Consider the following 19674-nt stretch of genomic DNA (forward strand, 5'->3'; position numbering starts at 1 on the left):
GTGCTGCAGAAGACGATGGCGGTGCCGTACGGGACGACCACGACGCTGGAGAGCATCGGCGAGCTCATCGGCAGGCCGGGCGCGCCGCGCTCGGGCGGGAACCCGCTCCGCGCCCACCCCGGGGGGGGGGGGGGGGCGGGGCCCCATGGGGGGCGAACGTCTACTGAGATCCGCACAGTTGTCTGGTCGGGGTTGCGGGTTATGGCTACGTGGGCTGATGGGCGTACGGCTGAGTGGACGAGGGCGCGTACTTGGTCCAGGGGTTCGCCTCGGGCGGCGGCTCGGGCCGCTGTGCGGGCGGCGTCGACGCACTCCAGGTGAACTGCGGCGGCTTGGATCGCCCACAGGGCGGCCGCTAGCACGATCATGAGGGCGGGCAGCACCGCGGCGGTTTCCGCGGTGACCGAGCCCCGCGATGCTGACCGGTTTCCAGGCTTGGAGGCGGACGTGGTCATCCGTTGGTGTTGAGGGCTTGGTCTATGAGCGAGGAGAGCATCTCCTGGACTTCCGGACTGGTGACCACCTTGAACAGGAGTGCGGCGAAGGCGCAGGCGGCGATCGTGCCGACGGCGTATTCGGCGGTGGACATGCCGCGGTCTCGCTGGGGGCCGGTGCAGCGGGACCAGCGGTTGGCCCACCACCCGCGGCGGCGGTCGCCGGTGGTCGCCTCGGGCTCTGCGGGTTCGTGGCGGGTGCTGGGCTTGGCCGTCTGGAGATTGTGGCGGGTGGTCGGCTCGGGGGTCTGAGACTCGGCGGAGGTGTTGGGGGTGAGGGTGGTGTCGTGCATGGTGCCTCCAGATGCTCGGTGCCGGGTGAGGTGGAGTCCGGCGTGGCGAGTGCAAGCGTCGCCCAGGTGGGGCTCCTGAGTTCAGGCCGAATGCGGTTCTGGGGATGCAGGGCCGTCCGGCGAGCCGAGGTTGTGGATAACTCCGGGGCCGAGGACTTGAGAAGCAGGCCGGGAAGCGCGGAAAGCAGGAGGCAGACGCGGGGTCATGGCAGGACGATGCTGGTCGCGAGGCCGGCGACGATGGGGATGATGCCCAGCAGGACGAAGGCCGGCAGGAAGCAGAGCCCCAAGGGGGCGACTGCCTTGACGCCCACGCTGCGGGCCGCGGCCACCGACGTGGCGCGGGCCGATTCTCGGGCGTCGTCGGCCAGGCGGGTCAGGACGTCCGCCACGGGGGCGCCGCTCTGGGCGGCTCGGCTCATCGCCCTGGAGAGCTGGGCGGTGGCCGGGTCGCGGGCGAGGAAGGCCCAGGTGGGCTCCGGGTCGGCGCCGAGGCGGAGTTGGACGCTCACCCAGGTCAGGCGATCCCCCAGTGGGCCGCCTGTCGCGTTCGCGGCGATGTCCGTGGCGGCGCTGACCGGTTGGCCGGCCAGCAGGCAGGACGCCATGAGGTCGGCGGCGAAGGGCAGGTCGGTGGCGATGCGGCGGCGGTCCCGCAGAAGCTCCGGGGGCTCTCTGCGGTGGAGGACGGCGGCGGCCGCGGGGGTGACGAGGGAGGCGGCCAGGATTCCGGGGATGCCGCCGACGAGCAGGGCGACCAGGAGGCCCAGGCAGGCGGCGGAGATGAGGGTGCGGCCGGTCAGGGGACGGTTCGGCGGCTTGCCGGGGGTGAGCCAGGCCGGTGGGGCCGGCTCGTCCGCGGGCGGGTTTCCTCGGTGCGGCCGGGGTGGGGCGGGTTTCGGCACGAGCCTGGCCAGGCGTTGCGAGGGGGTGGTGGGAGAGGTCCACAGCCAGGCGGCCGAGGCGGCGCAGACGGCGGAGAGGAGCGCGAGCATCTACATCCCTTGCGTGATGAGCGGTGTGCCGGCTCATGACTGCGCGGCTCGGGTGGCCATGCGGTGGGTCCACCAGAGGCCGCAGGCGTCGAGAGCCAGCCCGGCTGCCAGGCACAGGAGTCCGGGGACGCCGCCGAGGAGGAAGTCGAGGGGGCGCATGCCCAGGGCCGCGCCCATGAGAAGCCCGAGAGCGGGGAGGGCGGCCAGCATCCTGGCGGTCGTGCGCGGGCCGGCCAGTTGGGCCGCCACGTCCTGGCGGTGGGCCTGGGCGGTGCGCAGGGTGCTCGCCACCCGTTCGACGAGGGCGGTCAGGCCGGCCCCCACGGTGACGCCGACGTCCCAGCAGGCCGCCAGGCGGCGCAGGCCCTCTCCGCCCTGGTCGGGGGCTGCCGACAGCAGGGCCGAGGACACGTCGCCGCCGTCTCGGGCGGCGGCGAGGACCGGGCGGAAGGGCTCGGGGTCGGGGAGGTCGACGGCGGTGACGGCCCGGGTGAGGGCTTCGCCGGGGGTGCGGCCGGCGGAGAGTTCGGCGGACAGGGCGTGGCACAGCTCTATCGAGGCTCGCCGCCAGGCGTCGGCGCGGCGGGCTCGGCTGGTGCGGCGCAGGAGCCGGCTGAGCGGTGGGCGGCAGGGCTCCTCGTGGTGGGTGGTGAGCCTGTCCAGGCGGAGGGTCGCGACGTCGGGGCCGGTCCACAGCCAGACGGCGAGGGCGGCGAGGATCGAGGCCAGGAGGGCGGCCGTCATCATGAGCACCCGGGAGTGGTCAGGGCCGGGTAACCGGGGCCGGGGCGGGGCCGGCCCTGAGGGTCGAACGTCACGGCGGGGACGGCTTCGACCAGGCCGCCGGCAGATCTGGACAGCAGGCAGATCTCCGAGACGCGGCGCCTGCCGTCGGGGCGGCCGCGGGTCAGGTGGATGACGAGGTCGAGCGCGGCGGCGAGCTGGCTGTGGACGGCCTCCCGGGAAAGGCCCGCCGCGCAGCCGAGCGCTTCCAGGCGCGGCGGCACGTCGGCCGCTCGGTTGGCGTGGAGGGTGCCGCAGCCGCCCTCATGACCGGTGTTGAGTGCGGCCAGCAGGTCGACCACTTCCGAGCCTCGTACCTCTCCCACGACGAGCCGGTCCGGGCGCATGCGGAGGGCCTGGCGGACCAGGTCGCGCAGGCCGACCCCGCCCGCGCCCTCGAGGTTGGCCGGTCTGGATTCGAGGCGGAGCACGTGGGGATGGCGGGGGCGGAGCTCGGCGGAGTCCTCGACCAGGAGGAGGCGCTCGCCGGGATCGGCCAGGGACAGGAGGGCCGACAGGAGGGTGGTCTTGCCGGTGCCCGTACCGCCTGTGACGAGGAAGGCGCGCCTGGCCGACACCATGGTGGTGAGCAGCGGGACCGCCGCGGGGGTGATCGTGCCCGCCGCCACGAGGTCGTCGAGGGTGAAGGTGCGGCGGGGCGGCAGGCGCAGGGAGATGCTGGTGCCGCCGGAGGCGATCGGGGGCAGGACGGCGTGCAGGCGGACGCCACCGGTCAGGCGGGCGTCGACATACGGCGAGGCGTCGTCGAGGCGTCTGCCCGCGGCGGCGGCCAGGCGCTGGGCGAGCCTGCGGACCGCGCCGTCGTCGGTGAACGTGACGGGGGTGAGGCGCAGGCCCCTACCGTCGTCGACCCAGACCTCGCGGGGGCCGTTGACCAGGACGTCGGTCACGTCGGGCTCGGTCAGGAGGGGCTCAAGGGGACCGGCGCCGATCAGGTCGGCGCAGAGGGCGCGGGCGACGGCGAGGATCTCGGCGTCGCCGTAGACCGATTTCTCGGCGCGCAGGGCGACGGCGACCTGGGCGGCCGTGGGCTCCACGCCCGCGCGGGCGAGGCGTACGCGGACGGCTTCGACCAGGTCGGGGGACACCTCCTGGGTCATGCCGCGTCCTGGACCGCGGGAGGCAGGAGGTCGTGCAGGAGGGTCGTGCACAGGGTGCCGAGTGCGGTGCGGGGGCCCAGCTTGGGGAGCTCGCCGCGGTTGAGGGTGGCGGTCAGGCGGGGCTGGTCGGGCAGGCGGCCGGCCAGGGGGATGCTCAGGGAGGCGGCGGCCACGTCGTCGTCGACGACGCCGGGACGGATGACGGCGCGGACGTCCGCGGTGTGGCGGCGGGCCTGGCCGAGGACCTGGGCGGCGGCCAGGATGCCGCGCACGTCGGCGGGGGTCAGCAGGAGCGTGCGGTCGGATCGGCCGAGCGCCTCGACGGCCGACGGGTCGAGGTGGCGCGGAAGATCGACGACCACCAGGTCGAAGCCGCGGCGGCCGGCTTCGAGGACCGAGCGCATGGCCTCGGCCGGGATCGGCTGGATCTCGCCCCGGTGGAACGAGAGCACCGCCAGGTCGCCGAAGGAGGGCAGCGCGGCCTGCAAGGCCCGGGGGCTGATGCGGCCCTGCCTGGCGACGAGGTCGGCCCAGCGCGCTCCGGGCGTTTCCTCCTGGCCGAGGAGGGCGTCGACGCCGCCGCCCAGCGGGTCGGCGTCGACGAGCAGGGTGCGCAGATGGTCGTGCGAGGCGCGCAGGGCCAGGCAGGCGGACAGGACGCTGGCCCCGGCGCCGCCCCGGCCGCCGATCAGCGACACGACGGCGCCGGCGCGGGGCTCGGGCTCCATGGCGTCGGCGAACCGGTCGACCAGGTGGCGCTCCTCGGCCGGCAGGGACACGACGGCCTGGGCGCCGGCGGCCACGCAGCGCCGCCAGGTGTCGGGATCGTCCGGGTCGCGGGTGACCAGGAGGACCTGGTCGCGGGCCGGAGGCGAGGCGGCGGCCACGGCCTCGGCGAGGTCGGCGCCGATGACCACGAGAGGGGCGCGGCTCCAGAAGGGGCGGGCGTGGGACGGGACGTGGGCGACGTCGAGCTGGGCACCGGCTGCGGCGGCTATCCGGACCAGGTCGTCCAGCAGGTCGCGGTCCTCGGTGATGACCAGTGGGCGGGGCATCGGGGCCTCCCTGTCGATTCGGGAGGTCCCACCTTGCGCCGGGCCGGGGCGGCGGCGATGAGGCGAACGGGGTTCTGGGGACAGCGGGCGGCGGAGCCGCACAGGCTGTGGACAACCCGGGAGGGAAAAGGGGCGACCCCCGCCGGGGGGGAGAGCGGGGGTCGCCTGACCGGTCCGGCTCCGGGGGGGTAGAGCCGGGCCCGTTTCAGAAGAAAGCTTTCATCACTTGACCAGAGCATGGCAAGGGACTTGGAAACCAATCCCGTGCACAGTCGAGCCAGTTTCTGGTGATACCACCGTATGCTGCCCGATGGACTCGAGTTTCGTCGAGGAGCAATCTCGCATTTTCGCCAAGTTTTTTCGCCGCACCATAACGATCACATAAAGGAGATCACTCTGAGTGATCGTCACGGCTTGATAACCGGACGGCGGCGGCACGGCGACAGGCGGGGTGAGCGGCAGGCTCGCGCCGGGATGGGCAGGTCTCGGTAAAGGTCTTGGCCCAAGGGGTTCCCATCAGGGCGGATCCGTCGTACAAAGGTGACACGGACCACTTGTCCGGGTGCATCAGCCGGGCACCCACGCGCGACCAGCCGCGGGAGGCGCGTCGAGACGGGCTTGACCCGATCCGACGAATTGAGGTGCACGCTTGGTAACCCGGTGTGATGCACCGGCGGACGGCGTCTCATGACTGAGACGCCGTCAGCTATGTCAGCCTCGCTGCATCGCCTCGCAGATGGCGGTCGTCTCGCGTACGCCCATGGTGACCGCTGAGGCACACTGCTGTATCCACTGAGACACACCTTCGGGCGTCCCCGCCAGATAGGCGCGCAGGGCCTCGGCGTAGGGCTGGTCCAGGTGGCCCACCTCGACGGCGACCAGGGACTTGGGATCCAGGCCGTATTCCACCAGCGTGAGCCGCTCGGCGGCGCGGGCCACCACGCCGTCGGCCGTGCCGAAGGGACGCATGACGGCGAGCTCGGCGTGCACCACGGCGGCCAGCACCAGCGCGGGGGCCTTGGTCGGGGCGCCGAGCAGATGGAACAGGCCGTCCATCCGGATGACCGTCTCGGTCGCGCTCGGGGCGGCGCCCAGGCCGAGCGGATCGGGGGCGTCGTCACCGGCACGCGGACGCCCGAGATCGTCCTGGGTGAGGCCGGCGGCGGCGACCGTGTGCAACCGGGCCAGGACCTGCCGTGGCGCGTTGCGCCAGGTGGCCCCGAGGCGGCCGAGCTCGGCGGAGGCGCGCAGCGCCCCCTGGACGACCGGGTCGTGCACCTCGTCCTTGCGCAGGGCTTCGAGGGGCACGTCCACGCCTTCGAGCGCGGCGGACGCGCGGGCGCCGCGCAGGGACGACTCCGCGGAGACCGCCGGGCTGGCCCGCCGCAGGACGCGGTGGCGGTAGAGCCGGTCGACGGCCTGCCGGGCGGCGTCGACCGCTTCGGGCACACCGGGAAACTGCGCGATGACGGCCAATGGGTCACTCACGGAACCTGACACTACCCGTGGACATCAGGTGGCCTTCTAAGAGGGGACCCATAAACCATCGTCTCTGTCCCGTTCCATAATTTACGGATTTCGAGATGACAACGTTTCAGTTGCTTTTGTCACGCGTACAGATAAAAACCCATCCGACGGTACAGACCTGTCTAGACCTCTTGTGGTAGGTGGTCGTGAGCTGGTGAAGTGGGACACGACCTATCCAATCTGGCCATAGAAGGAGCACGAGGTGGCCCCGGAAACCCCTGGCAACGAGCCCCAGGCGCTGTCCAACCTGCTGCAGGAGAACCGCCGGTTCGCACCACCGGCCGACCTGGCAGCGGCCGCGAACGTGACCGCCGCCGCCTATGCCGAGGCGGCGGCCGACCGCCTCGGGTTCTGGGAGCGTGCTGCCGAGCGGCTGACGTGGGCCAAGCGGTGGGACACCACGCTGGAGTGGGAGCCCCCCTTCGCGAAGTGGTTCGTCGGCGGTGAGCTCAACGTCGCCTACAACTGTGTCGACCGCCACGTCGAGGCGGGGCGCGGCGACAAGGTCGCCTACCACTGGGAGGGCGAGCCTGAGGGCGACACCCGGACGTTGACCTATGCCGACCTGCAGCGGGAGGTCTCCAAGGCCGCCAACGCGCTGCAGGAGCTGGGCGTGGGCAAGGGCGACCGGGTGGCCGTCTACCTGCCGATGATCCCCGAACTGCCGATCACGATGCTGGCGTGCGCGCGCATTGGCGCGATCCACTCGGTGGTGTTCGGCGGCTTCTCGGCGACGGCGCTGAAGAGCCGCATCCACGACGCCGACGCCAAGCTGGTGGTCACCGCCGACGGCGGCTACCGCCGGGGCGCGCCGTCCGCGCTGAAGCCGACCGTGGACGAGGCCGTCGCCGAGTGTCCCCAGGTGGAGAACGTCCTGGTGGTGCGCCGCACCGGCCAGGACGTCGCGGTCAACGAGCGCGACAAGTGGTGGCACGACGTCGTCGACCGTCAGAGCGACCAGCACACGCCAGCCCCGCACGACGCCGAGGACCCGCTGTACATCCTCTACACCAGCGGCACGACCGGCAGGCCGAAGGGCATCCTGCACACGACCGGCGGCTACCTGACGCAGACGGCGTGGACGCACAACGCCTGCTTCGACCTCAAGCCGGAGACCGACATCTACTGGTGCACGGCCGACATCGGCTGGGTGACCGGGCACTCCTACATCGTGTACGGCCCGCTCGCCAACGGCGCGACCAGCGTGATCTACGAGGGCACGCCCGACACCCCGCACCGCGGCCGGTTCTGGGAGATCGTCCAGAAGTACAAGATCACGATCCTCTACACCGCGCCGACGGCGATCCGGACGTTCATGAAGTGGGGGGACGAGATCCCCGCCAAGTTCGACATGTCGAGCCTGCGCGTCCTGGGCTCGGTGGGCGAGCCGATCAACCCCGAGGCGTACGTGTGGTACCGCGAGCACATCGGCGGCGACCGCTGCCCGGTCGTGGACACCTGGTGGCAGACGGAGACGGGCGCGATCATGATCAGCCCGCTGCCCGGCGTCACCGCCGCCAAGCCCGGCGCCGCGATGCGCCCGCTGCCCGGCATCAGCGCCGACGTGGTCGACGAACAGGGCAACAGCGTCCCCGACGGCGGTGGCGGCTTCCTGGTCGTACGTGAGCCGTGGCCGGCCATGCTCCGCACGATCTGGGGCGACGACCAGCGCTACATCGACACGTACTGGAGCAGGTTCGACGGGATGTACTTCCCCGGCGACGGCGCCAAGAAGGACGAGGACGGCGACCTGTGGCTGCTCGGCCGCGTCGACGACGTCATGCTCGTCTCCGGCCACAACATCTCCACCACCGAGGTGGAGAGCGCGCTGGTCAGCCACCCGAAGGTGGCCGAGGCGGCGGTGGTGGGCGCGACCGACCCGGTGACCGGCCAGGCCATCGTGTCGTTCGTCATCCTGCGCGGCACCGCGGTGGAGGGCGACGACATCGCCGCCGAGCTGCGCAACCACGTCGCCAGGACGCTCGGCCCGATCGCCAAGCCGCGTCAGATCCTGGTGGTGCCCGAGCTGCCGAAGACCCGCTCCGGCAAGATCATGCGCCGCCTGCTCCGCGACGTGGCGGAGAACCGCAGCATCGGCGACGTCACCACGCTCGCCGACAGCACGGTGATGAACCTCATCTCGGAGAAGCTCCCGTCCGCGAAGTCTGAGGACTAATCGCCCGTACGGCCGCATGTCCTGAAATTTCGGGATATGCGGCCAGGTAGGGTGGGTTGTGGTGTGCCGGGAAGTCGGGTCGGCGTCAAGCGGGGAGCCGTTCCCCCTGACTCGACTTTCGAGAGGGTTCTTACGTGCGCCGTGCCACCGACATGTGGCCCTTCACGCCCACCATCCGCTATGCCCGCACCCTGACCGAGGCGCTCCGCACCGAGACGCTGGGCGGCATCGTCATGCTCGCCGCCACGGTCGCCGCCCTGGTGTGGGCCAACGTCTCCCTCGACTCCTACACGTCGCTGGTCCACACCGAGATCGCCGGCCTGGAGGTCTACAAGTGGGCCCAGCACGGCCTGCTGAGCATCTTCTTCTTCGTCGCCGGGCTGGAGGTCAAGGAGGAGTTCGTGCACGGCGAGCTGGCCAGCCCGCGCAAGGCCGCGCTGCCCATCCTGGCCGCCTTCGCCGGCATGGCCGTCCCCGCCGTGGTCTATCTCGCGGTGAGCTGGGGAGCCCCGGACGCGGGACGGGGCTGGGCCATCCCGACGGCCACCGACATCGCCTTCGCCCTGGCCGTGCTCGCCGTGACGGCCAGCGCGATGCCCGCCGCGCTGCGCGCGTTCCTGCTGACCTGCGCGGTGGTGGACGACCTCGGCGCGATCACCATCATCGCCGCCTTCTACACCGAGCACCTCGACCTGCCCATGCTGCTGGCCGGAGCCGTACTGATCGCCGGGTACGGCGTCCTGCAGCGGCACGGCGTCCGCACGCCGTGGATCCACCTGCCGCTGGCCCTGGCCGCCTGGTACGCGGTCGAGCAGAGCGGCGTGCACGCGACCGTGGCCGGGGTGGCGCTCGGCCTGCTGACCCGGGTGCACGCCCGCGCGGCGGAGGACCGCTCCCCCGCCGAGGCCGCCGACCACTACATCCGGCCGATCTCGGCGGGACTGGCCGTGCCGGTGTTCGCGTTCGTCTCGGCAGGGGTGAAGCTGGACGCCGCGAGCCTCGGCGCTATGTTCTCCGATCGGGTAGTTCTGGGAGTGATTGCGGGGCTCGTCGTGGGCAAGTTCCTGGGGGTGTTCGGCGGTGCCTGGCTGGCTGTGCGGCTGGGGCTGGCGAGACTGTCACGGGAGTTGCGCTGGCGGGACATGGCGGCGGTGTCGTTGCTGGCCGGGATCGGGTTCACGGTGTCGCTGCTGATCGGCGATCTGGCCTATGGTGCCGATCAGCAACGGGCCGGCGCCGTGACCACGGGGATCCTCACGGCCAGCCTCATCGCCTCCGTCCTGGCGGCGGTGCTGCTCCATACCCGGGTGCGCGAGCGCCGCGGCGCACTGGATGATGATTGACACGGCCACCAGGCCTCGATAGGAGACGTTCATGCCGCAGACTCCCGAGGAAGAATCCCTGGGCTCGCTGGTCGCCCAGGCGAGCGACCACATCTCGACCCTGGTCCGATCCGAGATCGAGCTGGCCAAGGCCGAGTTCAGGTTCGACGCCAAGCGGGTGGGCATGGCGGGCGGGCTGTTCGCCGCCGCCGCGTTCATGGCCCACCTGTGCCTGATCCTCGCCTCGTTCACGATCGCCCACGTGCTTGAGCAGTGGCTGCCGAGCTGGGCGGCGTTCCTCATCGTGACCGTGTTCTACCTGCTCGTCGCGGGGCTGCTGGTGTTCATCGGGGTGCGCAGGCTCAAGGGCCTGGCCGGGATGAAGCGGACCGCCAGGTCCATCAAGGGCCTGAAGGAGATCGCCTCACCGGAGGAGCTTCCGGCGGGGAGCCGAGATGGCACCTGACGAGGGGGTCGTCCGGATCGACGGGCCGTGGAAGCACCGGACGGTCCACGCGGGCGGCACCAGGTTCCACGTCGTGGAGGCCGGCGACGGGCCGCTGGTGCTGTTGCTGCACGGGTTCCCGCAGTTCTGGTGGACGTGGCGGCACCAGCTCGTGTCGCTGCCCGCGGCCGGCTACCGGGCCGTCGCGGTCGACCTGCGCGGCTACGGCAGCAGCGACAAGCCGCCGCGCGGTTACGACCTGCCGACGCTGGCCGCCGACGCGACCGGGCTGATCCGGGCGCTGGGTGAGACGGGCGCGATCGTCGTCGGCCACGACTGGGGCGGGCTGCTGGCCTGGACGATGGCGGTGCTCGACCCCAAGTGCGTGCACCGGCTGGTCACGGTGGCGGCGCCGCATCCGCTGAGGCTGCGCAGCTCGCTGCTCACCGACCCCTTCGGGCAGCTCAAGGCGAGCCGGGGGGCGTTCGGCTTCCAGCTTCCGCTGCTGCCGGAGCGCCGGCTGACCCGCGACCGGGCCTCGCTGGTCGGCAAGCTGCTCGACCGCTGGTCGCGGCCCGGCTGGCCGGATCTGGAGACCTCGCGCACCTACCGTGAGGCGTTCCGGATCCCGGCCGTGGCCCACTGCGCGCTGGAGTATCACCGCTGGTTCGGCCGCTCGCAGCTGCGCCCCGACGGGCTGCGTTACGCGCGGGCCATGCGGACCGAGATCGAGGCCCCCACCCTACAACTGCACGGCGCACTGGACCAGTGCATCCTGCCGCGCACCGCCCAGGGTTCGAGCCGCTACGTCGCGGCCCCGTACCGGTGGCGGCTGCTCGAAGGGGCGGGCCACTTCCCCCACGAGGAGATTCCCGACGTGTTCGACACGGAGTTGCTCGGCTGGCTGGCCGACCCGGAGCCCGACCGATGAGAGACCGTGACCCCGAGGGCCGGCCGCGCAACGCCAGGCCCCGTGACGAGTACGGCAGGCCGCTCCCCTACGGCTCGGCCGGGGTGGCCCGGGTGCCCGACGACTACGCGCCCAGCACGGAGCAGGCGCTGGCCGACGGCCGCCGGTTCCTGGCCGAGGGGCTGCCGTTCAACGCGCACGAGGTGTTCGAGGGGCGCTGGAAGTGCGCGCCGGAGGAGGAACGGGAGCTGTGGCAGGGGCTGGCGCAGATCTGCGTGGGCCTCACCCATCTGCAGCGGGGCAACGGCCGTGGCGCCCTGACGCTGCTGGCCCGTGGCGCGGCTCGCGTGCAGGGCTACGGCGAGCCGTACGACGCGGTGGGCCGGGCGGCGTCGGGCCTGAGCCACGACAGCGACCCCGCGGCGGCCGTCAGCCTGATCCTGGACCGGCTTCCGGGCTAGCCGGCTCAGCCTGATCCTGGACCGGCTTCCGGGCTAGCGCTCGGCCTGATCCTGGAGCGGCTGCCGGCTGCCGGCTGGCCAGCTCGGCGCGGCCGGCCACGAGGGCGAGCGTGGCGTCGGCGGCCCGCTCGACGGCGATCTCGACGGCGTCGTCGCCGGCGCCGAACATGCCCAGGCGCAGCAGCCCCGCGTAGCCGTGGGCGACGGCGGCCACGGCGACGCCGAGGGTCTCGGCGGTGGGCAGGTCGCCGCCCGACAGGGCCATCGCGGCGTCGTGGAAGGCCTCCTTGACCGGCCTGGCCGCCAGCTCCAGCTCGGGGGTGGAGAAGGTGGGCCCGATCAGGGCCTCGAACAGTGCCCGGTGCCCGGCGGCGAACCGCACGTAGCCCCTGGCCACGCCGACGAGCCGCTGCTCGGGCTCGGTGCCGCGGCTCTCGGCGGTGACGGCGGCGACCAGTTGCTCGCCCGCGCGGACGCCCACGGCCAGCAGCAGCTCGTCGCGGTCGGCGAAGTGCCGGTAGGGGGCGCTGGGCGCGACCCCCAGCCGCCTGCTCGCCTCGGCGAGGGAGAAGCCTTGGACGCCGTGCTCGGCGATGAGCTCGACCGCGGTGTCGATCAGCGCGGCCCGCAGGTCGCCGTGGTGGTAGCGGTCGCGTTTGGTGGTCCGGGGCACCCCATCAGGTTAGCGGCCGGGACAGCTCGTCCAGGCGGTCGCGGTCGGCCTTGTCCAGCTCGAAGGCCATCGCGCCCGCCGCCTCGGCCGCCTGCGCGGGCTTGGAGGCGCCGGGGATGGCGACCACGGTGTCGCCGTAATGGGTGATCAGCCAGTTGAGCGCCACCTGGGCGCGTGACACGCCGTGGGCGCGACCCATCTCCCGCATCGCGGCCAGGAGCGGCGCGGTGCGGGCCAGGCCCTTGGCGGTGAGCCAGCCGTGGCCGAAGACCCGGCGCATCGGCGGCAGGTCCCTGGCCCGCGTGGGGTCGTCGTGGAAGCGGCCGGTGAGTATCCCGCCCTCCAGCGGCGAGTAGGCGATGAGCGTGACGCCGAGCCGGCGCGCCGTGTCGAGCACGCCGTCGCGTTCCACGTGGCGGTGCAGCAGGTTGATCCGGACCTGGTTGGCGGCCAGCGTGACGCCCTCATCGGCGAGCACCCGGTGGGCGAGCTCCAGTTGCCGGGCGGAGAAGTTGCTGACGCCGACGTTGCGGATCTTGCCGTCCCGATGCAGCTTGGCCATGGCTCTGAGCTGGGCGGGGATGCTCGACAGGCTGCCGGAGGCCATGTGGATCTGGTAGAGGCCGATCGGGTGGCCGCCGAGGTGGCGCAGGCGGCTGCCGATGCTGCGGCCGATGTCACCGGCGGTGCGGCCCAGCGGCGGCCACTTGGTGGCGACGGTGACCTCGCCCGGGGCGATGCCGCAGCCCCTGAGCGCGGTGGCCAGCATCTGCTCCGACCGGCCCCTGCCGTACATCTCCGCGGTGTCGAACCAGTTGATCCCGCCGTCGAGCGCGGTGCTGACGACGGTGGTCACGGTGTCCTGGCCGATGTCGCGGACGATGTACTTCGCCACGGAGCGGCCGCCGGTGAACTGCATGCATCCCAGGCCGATGGGGGTCAGCTCGATGTCGGTCAGGCCGAGCCTACGTGTCTCCATGCCAGCTCCCATGTGATTGACATTCACAATGTGATGAACATTAACATGCGGGCATGCGGAACGAAAGCCCCGGCGGGAGGTGGGGTCAGTCGCAGCTCTCGGTGTCGACCGGCCTGGTGCTGATGCGGCCCTGGTCGGCGTCGGGCTTGACCTCGGCGGCGGTCAGCGCGTAGCCGGTCTCCTCCTGGCTGATCGCGGCTGCGAAGATGACGCCGAAGACCCGGCCGTCGGCCGTGAGCAGCGGCCCGCCGGAATTGCCCGGCAGCACCTTGCCGCGGACCGCGTAGACGGACCGGGTGACGTTGGAGGAGCGGTAGATGTCGGGCCCCTCGGCGTCGAGCTGGTTGCGGATGCGCGCCGCCTCGGCGGTGAAGCCCTTGCCCTTGGGATAGCCGGCGATGATCGCGTTGTCGCCCTTCTCGGCGGTGCCGTCGAAGGCGAGCTGCGGCAGGTTTAGCCCCGGCACGTGCAGGACGGCGATGTCGCGCCGCGGGTTGTAGCGGACCACGGTCGCCTTGTGCCGCCGCGACCTGTGGTCGATCACCTGCAGGTCGCGCGTGACGCCGGCGACCACGTGCGCGTTGGTCATGATGCGGTCGCGGGCGTAGACGAAGCCGGTGCCCTCGATGTGCTTGTTGCAGCTCTCGGCGTTGCCCTGCACCTTGACGATGGCCCGCTGGGCACGCGCCAGCCGGTCGCCCTGCAGCACGCTCTGCGCGGGCGGCGGCACGTCCACGAACGAGCCCGCCCCGATGGCGTCGAAGACCGGCGGGAACTCCGAGCGGTCGATGAGCTTCTTGAACGGCTGCTGCCAGTTGCGCGCGGCCTGCGGGATGGCGTCGTCGATGGTGGTGAGCAGCAGCGACTGCCTGACCTGGTCGACCAGCGGCGTGAACGACGTCGAGACGACCAGCGAGCCGATCAGCCAGGCGATCACCAGCACCGACAGCGCGCTGGCGAACGTGCCGCCGACCGCGTCGGCGACCCTGGCCGGCTCCCAGGTGACGTGACTGCGCACCACGGCGCCGATGGTGGAGGAGGCGAACTGCCCGATGGTCGCGGCGAGGAAGACGATCACGATGGCGAGCAGCGCCTGCGGCGTGTCGCCGTCGACGATCGCCTTGGAGATCGGCGGCGCGATGAACACCCCGAGCAACGCCCCGCCCACGAACCCGACGAAACTGGTGACGCCGATGATGAAACCCTGACGGTAGCCCGAGACGCCGAAGGCGATCACGAGGCCAATCAATATGAGGTCAAGCAGATCGCCGCGCACCCTTCAAAGCTAACCAGGGATATGGTCAAGTGTGCACGTCTTCCGCCAGGACGGCGTCACCGTGCGGGCTACCTTGATCCGTATGCCGCCGGTCAGAGATCTCATCGACGCAGCTCTCGACGACCCCGATCCCGACGGGCAGGTCCGCTGGCAGGTGATCTCCGCGCTTCGGGAGCGGGCCGATCTGGAGTGTTTCATCGAGGCGCGGCGGCTGTGCGCGGCCGATTCCGTCACCGAGCGGCTGCTGGGCGTCGACATCCTGGGCATGCTCGCCCCGTACGTGGACCGCACGCTGCCCGTGCTGCGCTTCCTGGCGGCCGGCGAGGACGACGTCATGGTGCTCTACTCGGTGCTGATCGCCTTCGGCCATCTGGCGGACCCGCGGTCGCTGCCGTCGGTGATCGACCTGGCCGGGCATCACGACTCCCGGGTCAGGTACGGCGCGGCCTACGCGCTCCAGCACGTGCTGGGCGATCCGCCGGACCGGGCCGGGCTCGACACGCTGCGCCTGCTGACCGCCGACAGCGACGCCGACGTGGCCGGTTGGGCCGCGCTGGGCTTCGCGCTAACGACGGGCCGAGAGGTTTAGCACGTCGGCCGGGATCTCCTCCACCCGCCCGGCGTCCCAGGGCCGCTCCAGCCCGCCATCACGCAGCACGGAGTCGAGCACCATCGCGGTGAACCCCCACACGAGCATCCCGCGCACCCGGAAGGCCGGCCCGGCGAAGGCGGCCGAGTGCCGCAGCGTGATCCGGTTGCCGGGGTCGACGAGCTCGGCGACGGGCACCCGTTCGACCGAGTCGACCTCGTCGGGCGAGGCGGCGTGCACGGCCGACGGCGTGTGCCACCAGCCGAGCACGGGCGTCACCCGGTTGTCGCTGTGCCCGAGGTAGAGCTCGGGCATCGTGCACAGCACGCGCACACCGGCCGGGTCGAGCCCGGTCTCCTCCTCGGCCTCGCGCAGCGCCGCCCCGACCGGGCCGCCGTCGCCGGGGTCGACGCCGCCGCCGGGGAAGGCCGGCTGGCCGGCGTGCCTGCGTCCGCGCGTGCTGCGCTGGATGAGCAGCACGTCGGGGCCGAGCGGCCCCTCGCCGAACAGCAGCAGCACCGCCGCCGCCCGCCCGCCCACGACGGGCGGGCGCATCTGCTCGGGGACACGGGTCCGTACGGCCTTCGCCGCGAGTTCGTCGAGCCATTCGGGCACGTGGGTCACGCAACCTCCAACACGCCGGGCCTGCCGGGACTTCCCGGTCAGGAGAACGGGCCTGGCCGGACGAGTTTGCGGGCCTCCTCGGCGCTCGTGGGGCCGGTGCCGTAGGAGGGGCAGAGCGCGGCGAGCGGGCAGGCGCCGCAGGCGGGCCGCCGGGCGATGCAGATGCGGCGGCCGTGCCAGATGATCCGGTGGGAGAAGACCGTCCACTCCCGCTTGGGGATCAGCTCGCCCACGACCTGCTCGATCTTGACCGGGTCGGTCTCCTCGGTCCAGCCGAAGCGCCGGACCAGCCGCTGGAAGTGGGTGTCGACGGTGAGCCCCGGCACGCCGAACGGCCTGCCGGTCTCGGGGTCGACGGCGTTGCCGAGCACCACGTTGGCCGTCTTGCGGCCGACGCCGGGCAGCGTGACCAGGTCGTCCAGCTTCTTCGGCACCTTGCCGCCGAACCGGTCGCGCAACCCGGCCGAGAGCCCGAGCAGGGAACGCGCCTTGGCCCGGTAGAACCCGGTCGGCTTGATGATCGCCTCCAGGTCGTCCGGGTCGGCCGCGGCCAGGTCGTCGGCCGTCGGGTACTTGGCGAACAGCGCCGGCGTGGTCAGGTTGACCCGCACGTCGGTCGTCTGCGCCGACAGGACGGTGGCGACCAGGAGCTCGAAGGGGTTGTCGAAGTCGAGCTCGCAGTGCGCGTCGGGGTAGGTCTCGGCGAGGATCCGGTTCATCCGGCGGGCCCGGCGCACCAGGCCCAGTCGTGTCTCGGGCTTGCGTCTGCGGGCACCCGCCACATTCGTCGCCATGCCGAAAAGGGTATGTCTCCGCGACACCGGGCCGTGCCGGTGAAAAGTTTTCTCCATTCCGTTGAACCCTCCGGGACGGGGGGCGCGTACAACCTGCCACGAACGGCACTCGCCGCCGGGCTGGTTTGGGAGAGACGGCGATGGAAGTTCAGGGGCGGATCAGGCACGAGCCGCTGGCCGAGGCCGTGCGAGCACGGGGACCGTACAAGGGTGAGGCTCTGCACAGGCTGGCGCTGAGCAGCGCGACCGCGCTGGCCAGGCTGCACGTGGGCGGGGTGTCCGGGCTGCGGCTCGCACCCGGCACGGTGGTGCTCGGCCCGCGCGGGCAGGCGCTGATCGACTGGCGGACCCCGTCGGAGGACGAGGACCTGCGGGCCGACGACGTACGCGACTGGGCGGGCGTGGTCGTGTTCGCGGCGACGGGCCGCGAGTCCGACACCGACGACCTGCTGCCGCCGGCGCTGCGCTCGGTGGTGGAGGAGTGCCGGCGGCCCGACGCCGAGGCGCGGCCGTCGGCGGTCCGCCTGGTGCGCGTCCTGCTCGGCCATTCGGGCGCCGCTCCGGTGTCGTCGGTGGACGACCTGCTGCGTGAGGCGGAGCTGCGTGTCCTGGGGCCCGGCCGCGAGGTCGCCGGGGACGTGGCCGTGGCAGCCCCGTTCTGGCGCCGGCCGGCGTTCTACGCGGGGGTCGCGGCCGGGGCGTTCCTGGTCGTGCTGGCCGCCGTCTCGCTGGTGTCGGGCGACGAGCGTCCGGCGCCGCCGCTGGCCGATCTCGGCCGCCGTACCGCCGCCTTCGAGCAGCGGGCTGAGCAGCCGCAGGCGGGCGACTCGCTCGTCGCCGCCGGGACGCTGACCTTCGACCCCGCCTCGCCGACCACGTACGAGATGCGGCTGACCTGCGGCCCCGCGGGCGCCACCCGGAGCGGGCGGGTACGGCTCGGCGCCGACGGCGGCAGCGTGGACGGGGTCGCCTTCGACCTCGGCCGGCCGGGCGGCGCCTGCGTGCAGCAGTACGCGCTGCACGCCCGGCGCAACAGCTCGCCGCGCACGATCCAGGCCCTGCTGGCGGCGGCGGGGACGGCGGCGAAGGTCACGGACGGGCCCGGGGGCGTCCGCGACGTGTCGGGGAGCGTGCCGCTGGAGAGCGTGCGCGGCGAGGAGACCGTCGGCGCGTACGCGGGGGTGATCGTCTCCGGCGCGGTCGGGTTCGAGCTGCGGGTGGACGGTGACGGCCTGCCGGTGCGGCTCCGGCTGAGGATGACCGGCCGGGCGGGGCCGCTGGTGAGCGAGACCGTGTACCGGGACTGGCGCACGGCCTAGGGGGAGGAAGGGCCATGGCAGAGGAGTTCTCCGTCGACCGTACGGAGGCCGCGAGCGTGTCGGGGAACCTCAAGGCGATCCGGGCCGCGCTGGACGGCGGCGGGCTGGGCATGGAGGGCGGGACCGGCTCGGAGAAGGTGGACGCCGCGCTGCGGAGGTTCTTCGCGGAGTCCTCGGACAACCGGGAGAAGATGGACCAGCTCCTGGAGCGGGCCACGGCGATGCTCGACGCGCTCGTCCAGGGCACCGGCACGCTCGACGGCTCGCTGTCCGACGCGCTGGCCACCTCGGGCGGGGGTGCGTCATGAGGCAGTCACCGCTCGCGCTCGGCGTGCTCACCGGCGTGCTGCTCGGAGCCGGCGTGGCCGCGCTGGTGTTCGCGCTGGCGGGCGCGGAACGGCCCGCCGTGAAGCCGCTCGCGTCGATCTCACGGACGCCTGCCCCCGAGCCGGCGCCGTCGGACCCGACCCCGAGGAAGGCCGACTTCGCCGGTCGCGTGGCCGGCGGGCTGGTGGCGCTGTCGATCAGGAACGGCAGGGCCGTCGGCTACTTCTGCGACGGCCGGCGCGAGACCTGGATGAAGGGCACCGCTCGGGGCAACGTGGCCAGCCTGTCCGGCGGCAAGGACAAGAGCTGGACGCTGGAGGCCAGACTTCGCGACGGCCGCGCGACAGGCAGGCTCGGCGCCGGCGACGACACCTGGGCGTTCACCGCCCCGGTGGTGAAGAAGCCGTCCGGGCTCTACCGGGCCACGCGGGAGGTGCGCGGCTCGAAGATCGTCGGCGGCTGGATCGTGCTGCCCGGTGGCCGGCAGGTGGGCGCCGTCAGCTTCGACGGCGTGGCGGAGCCCGCGCCCCGGCTCACGCCCGGCCGGGACGTCACCACGTACGGCATCACGCTGCGGCCCGAGGCCGTGGACGCGTTCTTCGAGGGGATGGCCGATGGCTGACCACGGCTTCACCGTGCGGGTGCCGGAGACCTGGTACGAGTTCGACGTGTGGCGGGCCGGGCGCACCGCCGACCTGGCCAGGGCCGTGGACGCGCGGATCGCGGCGTCGCCCGCGCTCCGGCCGCACCGGCCGACGCTGCTGAAGCTGCTGCGGGAGGTCGCCGGGCTGGCCGCGCGGCACGGCGCGGTGTACGGCGCGGCCATGACCGACCACGAGGAGGGCGGCGACACGGTGATGGCCACGCTGCTGGCCTTCCACACCGGCGGCCATCCCGACCCGGCGGGCAACACCGTCGAGGCGATCGCGTCCGGCGTCGTCGCGGTCGCGCCCCGCGAGGACTCGCCCGACTGGCGGGAGGTGCGGGTCGCCGACCTTCCGGCGGGCCGCGCCGTCCGGGTCAGCGGGGTGGAGCACGGCGCCGTCGTCATGCACACCCTCGTCCCCACGCCCGACGGGAGCGGCGTGCTGGACCTCGTGCTGTCCAGCCCGCACCCCGGCCTGGCCGAGCCGATGCTCGACCTGTTCGACGCGATCAGCGCCACCTTGGCCTGGTCCGACCAGAAGAGAACGCGAGGAGAGTGAGTTTCATGGCAGGTGGCACCCACCACTTGAGCTTCCCTCAGGTGGAAAGCAGCGCCAACCGTCTCAACCAGGAGAAGGAAGACATCGAAGGCAGGCTGACCCAGCTCAAGTCGATGATCGACCAGCTCGTCGGCAGCGACTTCGTCACCGAGCGGGCCTCCGGCAAGTTCCAGCAGGACTACGAGCAGTGGAACACCGGGGCCAAGCAGGTCATGGCGGGGCTGGACGGCATGAGCCAGTTCCTCAAGACCGCGATCGCCAAGCACCGCGAGCTCGACGCCTCGCTCAGCTCGGGAGGGTGACGCC

At 72.5% G+C, this 19674-nt stretch carries 23 protein-coding genes; 11 read left to right on the forward strand and 12 right to left on the reverse strand.

All coding sequences use genetic code 11. From position 1 onward, the window contains the following. From ADY59_RS53230 to ADY59_RS05460, 7 genes are all read right to left on the reverse strand, one after another. On the reverse strand, nt 1-455 hold a 455-nt coding region (locus ADY59_RS53230; RefSeq protein ID WP_331459463.1), incomplete at its 3' end, for a TadE family type IV pilus minor pilin. Further along, nucleotides 452-787 carry a DUF4244 domain-containing protein gene (locus ADY59_RS53235; RefSeq protein WP_049558467.1) on the reverse strand — a complete coding sequence of 112 codons (336 nt, stop codon included), beginning with the start codon at nt 785-787 and terminating at the stop codon, nt 452-454. The genes ADY59_RS53235 and ADY59_RS53230, both read right to left, overlap by 4 nt. A gap of 203 nt (nt 788-990) precedes the next feature. After that, nucleotides 991-1782, reverse strand: coding sequence for a type II secretion system F family protein (locus ADY59_RS05440; protein ID WP_082309876.1), 792 nt, complete (start codon nt 1780-1782; stop codon nt 991-993). Nucleotides 1783-1815: 33 nt separating this feature from the next. Beyond that, complete coding sequence (locus tag ADY59_RS05445) at nt 1816-2526, reverse strand: type II secretion system F family protein (RefSeq protein WP_049558698.1); 711 nt, start codon at nt 2524-2526, stop codon at nt 1816-1818. Then, nucleotides 2526-3686 carry a TadA family conjugal transfer-associated ATPase gene (locus tag ADY59_RS05450; RefSeq protein WP_049558470.1) on the reverse strand — a complete coding sequence of 387 codons (1161 nt, stop codon included), beginning with the start codon at nt 3684-3686 and terminating at the stop codon, nt 2526-2528. Before ADY59_RS05450 ends, ADY59_RS05445 begins: the two co-directional genes overlap by 1 nt. Continuing rightward, nucleotides 3683-4741, reverse strand: a complete 1059-nt coding sequence (gene ssd, locus ADY59_RS05455; RefSeq protein WP_049558472.1) for a septum site-determining protein Ssd — start codon at nt 4739-4741, stop codon at nt 3683-3685. Before ssd ends, ADY59_RS05450 begins: the two co-directional genes overlap by 4 nt. A 711-nt stretch (nt 4742-5452) precedes the next feature. Further along, nucleotides 5453-6229, reverse strand: coding sequence for a hypothetical protein (locus tag ADY59_RS05460; protein WP_049558475.1), 777 nt, complete (start codon nt 6227-6229; stop codon nt 5453-5455). 241 nt (nt 6230-6470) lie between these two features. On the opposite strand from ADY59_RS05460, the gene acs reads away from it, so the two are divergent. The 5 genes from acs (at nt 6471) to ADY59_RS05485 (ending at nt 11582) form a co-directional block, all read left to right on the forward strand. Continuing rightward, nucleotides 6471-8444 carry an acetate--CoA ligase gene (gene acs / locus ADY59_RS05465; protein WP_049558476.1) on the forward strand — a complete coding sequence of 658 codons (1974 nt, stop codon included), beginning with the start codon at nt 6471-6473 and terminating at the stop codon, nt 8442-8444. A 134-nt stretch (nt 8445-8578) separates the two neighbouring features. Beyond that, the gene (nhaA, locus tag ADY59_RS05470; protein ID WP_082309877.1) at nt 8579-9787 is read left to right on the forward strand and encodes a Na+/H+ antiporter NhaA; all 1209 of its coding nucleotides are present in this window, start codon (nt 8579-8581) and stop codon (nt 9785-9787) included. A gap of 31 nt (nt 9788-9818) precedes the next feature. Next, the gene (locus ADY59_RS05475) at nt 9819-10232 is read left to right on the forward strand and encodes a phage holin family protein (protein ID WP_049558483.1); all 414 of its coding nucleotides are present in this window, start codon (nt 9819-9821) and stop codon (nt 10230-10232) included. Beyond that, the gene (locus tag ADY59_RS05480; protein WP_049558485.1) at nt 10222-11142 is read left to right on the forward strand and encodes an alpha/beta fold hydrolase; all 921 of its coding nucleotides are present in this window, start codon (nt 10222-10224) and stop codon (nt 11140-11142) included. Before ADY59_RS05475 ends, ADY59_RS05480 begins: the two co-directional genes overlap by 11 nt. Continuing rightward, entirely contained in the window at nt 11139-11582 is a 444-nt protein-coding gene (locus tag ADY59_RS05485; protein WP_049558487.1) for a DUF309 domain-containing protein, read from the forward strand. Before ADY59_RS05480 ends, ADY59_RS05485 begins: the two co-directional genes overlap by 4 nt. Here ADY59_RS05485 and ADY59_RS05490 read toward each other — a convergent pair. The 3 genes from ADY59_RS05490 to ADY59_RS05500 all read right to left on the reverse strand — a co-directional run bounded on the left by ADY59_RS05490 (nt 11551) and on the right by ADY59_RS05500 (nt 14510). Next, the gene (locus ADY59_RS05490) at nt 11551-12255 is read right to left on the reverse strand and encodes a TetR/AcrR family transcriptional regulator (RefSeq protein WP_049558489.1); all 705 of its coding nucleotides are present in this window, start codon (nt 12253-12255) and stop codon (nt 11551-11553) included. The two genes, ADY59_RS05485 and ADY59_RS05490, sit on opposite strands and share 32 nt — an antisense overlap. A gap of 4 nt (nt 12256-12259) precedes the next feature. Further along, nucleotides 12260-13234: an aldo/keto reductase gene (locus ADY59_RS05495; protein ID WP_049558492.1), complete on the reverse strand. Its 975-nt coding sequence runs from the start codon at nt 13232-13234 to the stop codon at nt 12260-12262. A gap of 85 nt (nt 13235-13319) precedes the next feature. Then, entirely contained in the window at nt 13320-14510 is a 1191-nt protein-coding gene (locus ADY59_RS05500; RefSeq protein ID WP_049558495.1) for a MarP family serine protease, read from the reverse strand. A gap of 82 nt (nt 14511-14592) precedes the next feature. On the opposite strand from ADY59_RS05500, the gene ADY59_RS05505 reads away from it, so the two are divergent. After that, complete coding sequence (locus ADY59_RS05505; protein WP_049558497.1) at nt 14593-15099, forward strand: HEAT repeat domain-containing protein; 507 nt, start codon at nt 14593-14595, stop codon at nt 15097-15099. Here the strand turns inward: ADY59_RS05505 and ADY59_RS05510 are convergent. Beyond that, nucleotides 15076-15723, reverse strand: coding sequence for an NUDIX hydrolase (locus tag ADY59_RS05510; protein ID WP_049558499.1), 648 nt, complete (start codon nt 15721-15723; stop codon nt 15076-15078). The two genes, ADY59_RS05505 and ADY59_RS05510, sit on opposite strands and share 24 nt — an antisense overlap. Before the next feature lie 38 nt (nt 15724-15761). Beyond that, complete coding sequence (gene nth, locus ADY59_RS05515; RefSeq protein ID WP_049558501.1) at nt 15762-16517, reverse strand: endonuclease III; 756 nt, start codon at nt 16515-16517, stop codon at nt 15762-15764. Between the two features lie 140 nt (nt 16518-16657). Here nth and ADY59_RS05520 point away from each other — a divergent pair, with 140 nt between their 5' ends. From ADY59_RS05520 to ADY59_RS05540, 5 genes are read left to right on the forward strand one after another with little or no spacing between them, the layout of a single operon-like run. After that, complete coding sequence (locus ADY59_RS05520; RefSeq protein ID WP_049558504.1) at nt 16658-17836, forward strand: hypothetical protein; 1179 nt, start codon at nt 16658-16660, stop codon at nt 17834-17836. 14 nt (nt 17837-17850) lie between these two features. Then, on the forward strand, nt 17851-18144 hold the full coding sequence (locus ADY59_RS05525) for a hypothetical protein (RefSeq protein WP_049558507.1): 294 nt from the start codon (nt 17851-17853) through the stop codon (nt 18142-18144). Next, nucleotides 18141-18785, forward strand: coding sequence for a hypothetical protein (locus ADY59_RS05530; protein ID WP_156325313.1), 645 nt, complete (start codon nt 18141-18143; stop codon nt 18783-18785). Before ADY59_RS05525 ends, ADY59_RS05530 begins: the two co-directional genes overlap by 4 nt. After that, on the forward strand, nt 18778-19368 hold the full coding sequence (locus ADY59_RS05535) for a hypothetical protein (RefSeq protein ID WP_049558512.1): 591 nt from the start codon (nt 18778-18780) through the stop codon (nt 19366-19368). Before ADY59_RS05530 ends, ADY59_RS05535 begins: the two co-directional genes overlap by 8 nt. Nucleotides 19369-19373: 5 nt before the next feature. Continuing rightward, nucleotides 19374-19670 (forward strand): WXG100 family type VII secretion target, encoded by a 297-nt coding sequence (locus ADY59_RS05540; protein ID WP_063780567.1) that lies wholly within the window; start codon nt 19374-19376, stop codon nt 19668-19670. Nucleotides 19671-19674 lie beyond the last annotated feature (4 nt).

Source organism: Nonomuraea sp. SBT364 (assembly GCF_001083785.1).
Taxonomy (GTDB): Bacteria; Actinomycetota; Actinomycetes; order Streptosporangiales; family Streptosporangiaceae; genus Nonomuraea.

What these genes read in the sequence shown, in the direction of transcription:
- ADY59_RS05495 (WP_049558492.1), bottom strand. Translation starts at nt 13,234, where the DNA reads ATGGAGACACGTAGGCTCGGCCTGACCGACATCGAGCTGACCCCCATC.
- ADY59_RS05485 (WP_049558487.1), top strand. Translation starts at nt 11,139, where the DNA reads ATGAGAGACCGTGACCCCGAGGGCCGGCCGCGCAACGCCAGGCCCCGT.
- ADY59_RS05475 (WP_049558483.1), top strand. Translation starts at nt 9,819, where the DNA reads ATGCCGCAGACTCCCGAGGAAGAATCCCTGGGCTCGCTGGTCGCCCAG.
- ADY59_RS05445 (WP_049558698.1), bottom strand. Translation starts at nt 2,526, where the DNA reads ATGACGGCCGCCCTCCTGGCCTCGATCCTCGCCGCCCTCGCCGTCTGG.
- ADY59_RS05525 (WP_049558507.1), top strand. Translation starts at nt 17,851, where the DNA reads ATGGCAGAGGAGTTCTCCGTCGACCGTACGGAGGCCGCGAGCGTGTCG.
- ADY59_RS53235 (WP_049558467.1), bottom strand. Translation starts at nt 787, where the DNA reads ATGCACGACACCACCCTCACCCCCAACACCTCCGCCGAGTCTCAGACC.
- ADY59_RS05450 (WP_049558470.1), bottom strand. Translation starts at nt 3,686, where the DNA reads ATGACCCAGGAGGTGTCCCCCGACCTGGTCGAAGCCGTCCGCGTACGC.
- ssd (WP_049558472.1), bottom strand. Translation starts at nt 4,741, where the DNA reads ATGCCCCGCCCACTGGTCATCACCGAGGACCGCGACCTGCTGGACGAC.
- ADY59_RS05480 (WP_049558485.1), top strand. Translation starts at nt 10,222, where the DNA reads ATGGCACCTGACGAGGGGGTCGTCCGGATCGACGGGCCGTGGAAGCAC.
- ADY59_RS05440 (WP_082309876.1), bottom strand. Translation starts at nt 1,782, where the DNA reads ATGCTCGCGCTCCTCTCCGCCGTCTGCGCCGCCTCGGCCGCCTGGCTG.
- ADY59_RS05520 (WP_049558504.1), top strand. Translation starts at nt 16,658, where the DNA reads ATGGAAGTTCAGGGGCGGATCAGGCACGAGCCGCTGGCCGAGGCCGTG.
- ADY59_RS05505 (WP_049558497.1), top strand. Translation starts at nt 14,593, where the DNA reads ATGCCGCCGGTCAGAGATCTCATCGACGCAGCTCTCGACGACCCCGAT.
- ADY59_RS05530 (WP_156325313.1), top strand. Translation starts at nt 18,141, where the DNA reads ATGAGGCAGTCACCGCTCGCGCTCGGCGTGCTCACCGGCGTGCTGCTC.
- ADY59_RS05535 (WP_049558512.1), top strand. Translation starts at nt 18,778, where the DNA reads ATGGCTGACCACGGCTTCACCGTGCGGGTGCCGGAGACCTGGTACGAG.
- nth (WP_049558501.1), bottom strand. Translation starts at nt 16,517, where the DNA reads ATGGCGACGAATGTGGCGGGTGCCCGCAGACGCAAGCCCGAGACACGA.
- ADY59_RS05540 (WP_063780567.1), top strand. Translation starts at nt 19,374, where the DNA reads ATGGCAGGTGGCACCCACCACTTGAGCTTCCCTCAGGTGGAAAGCAGC.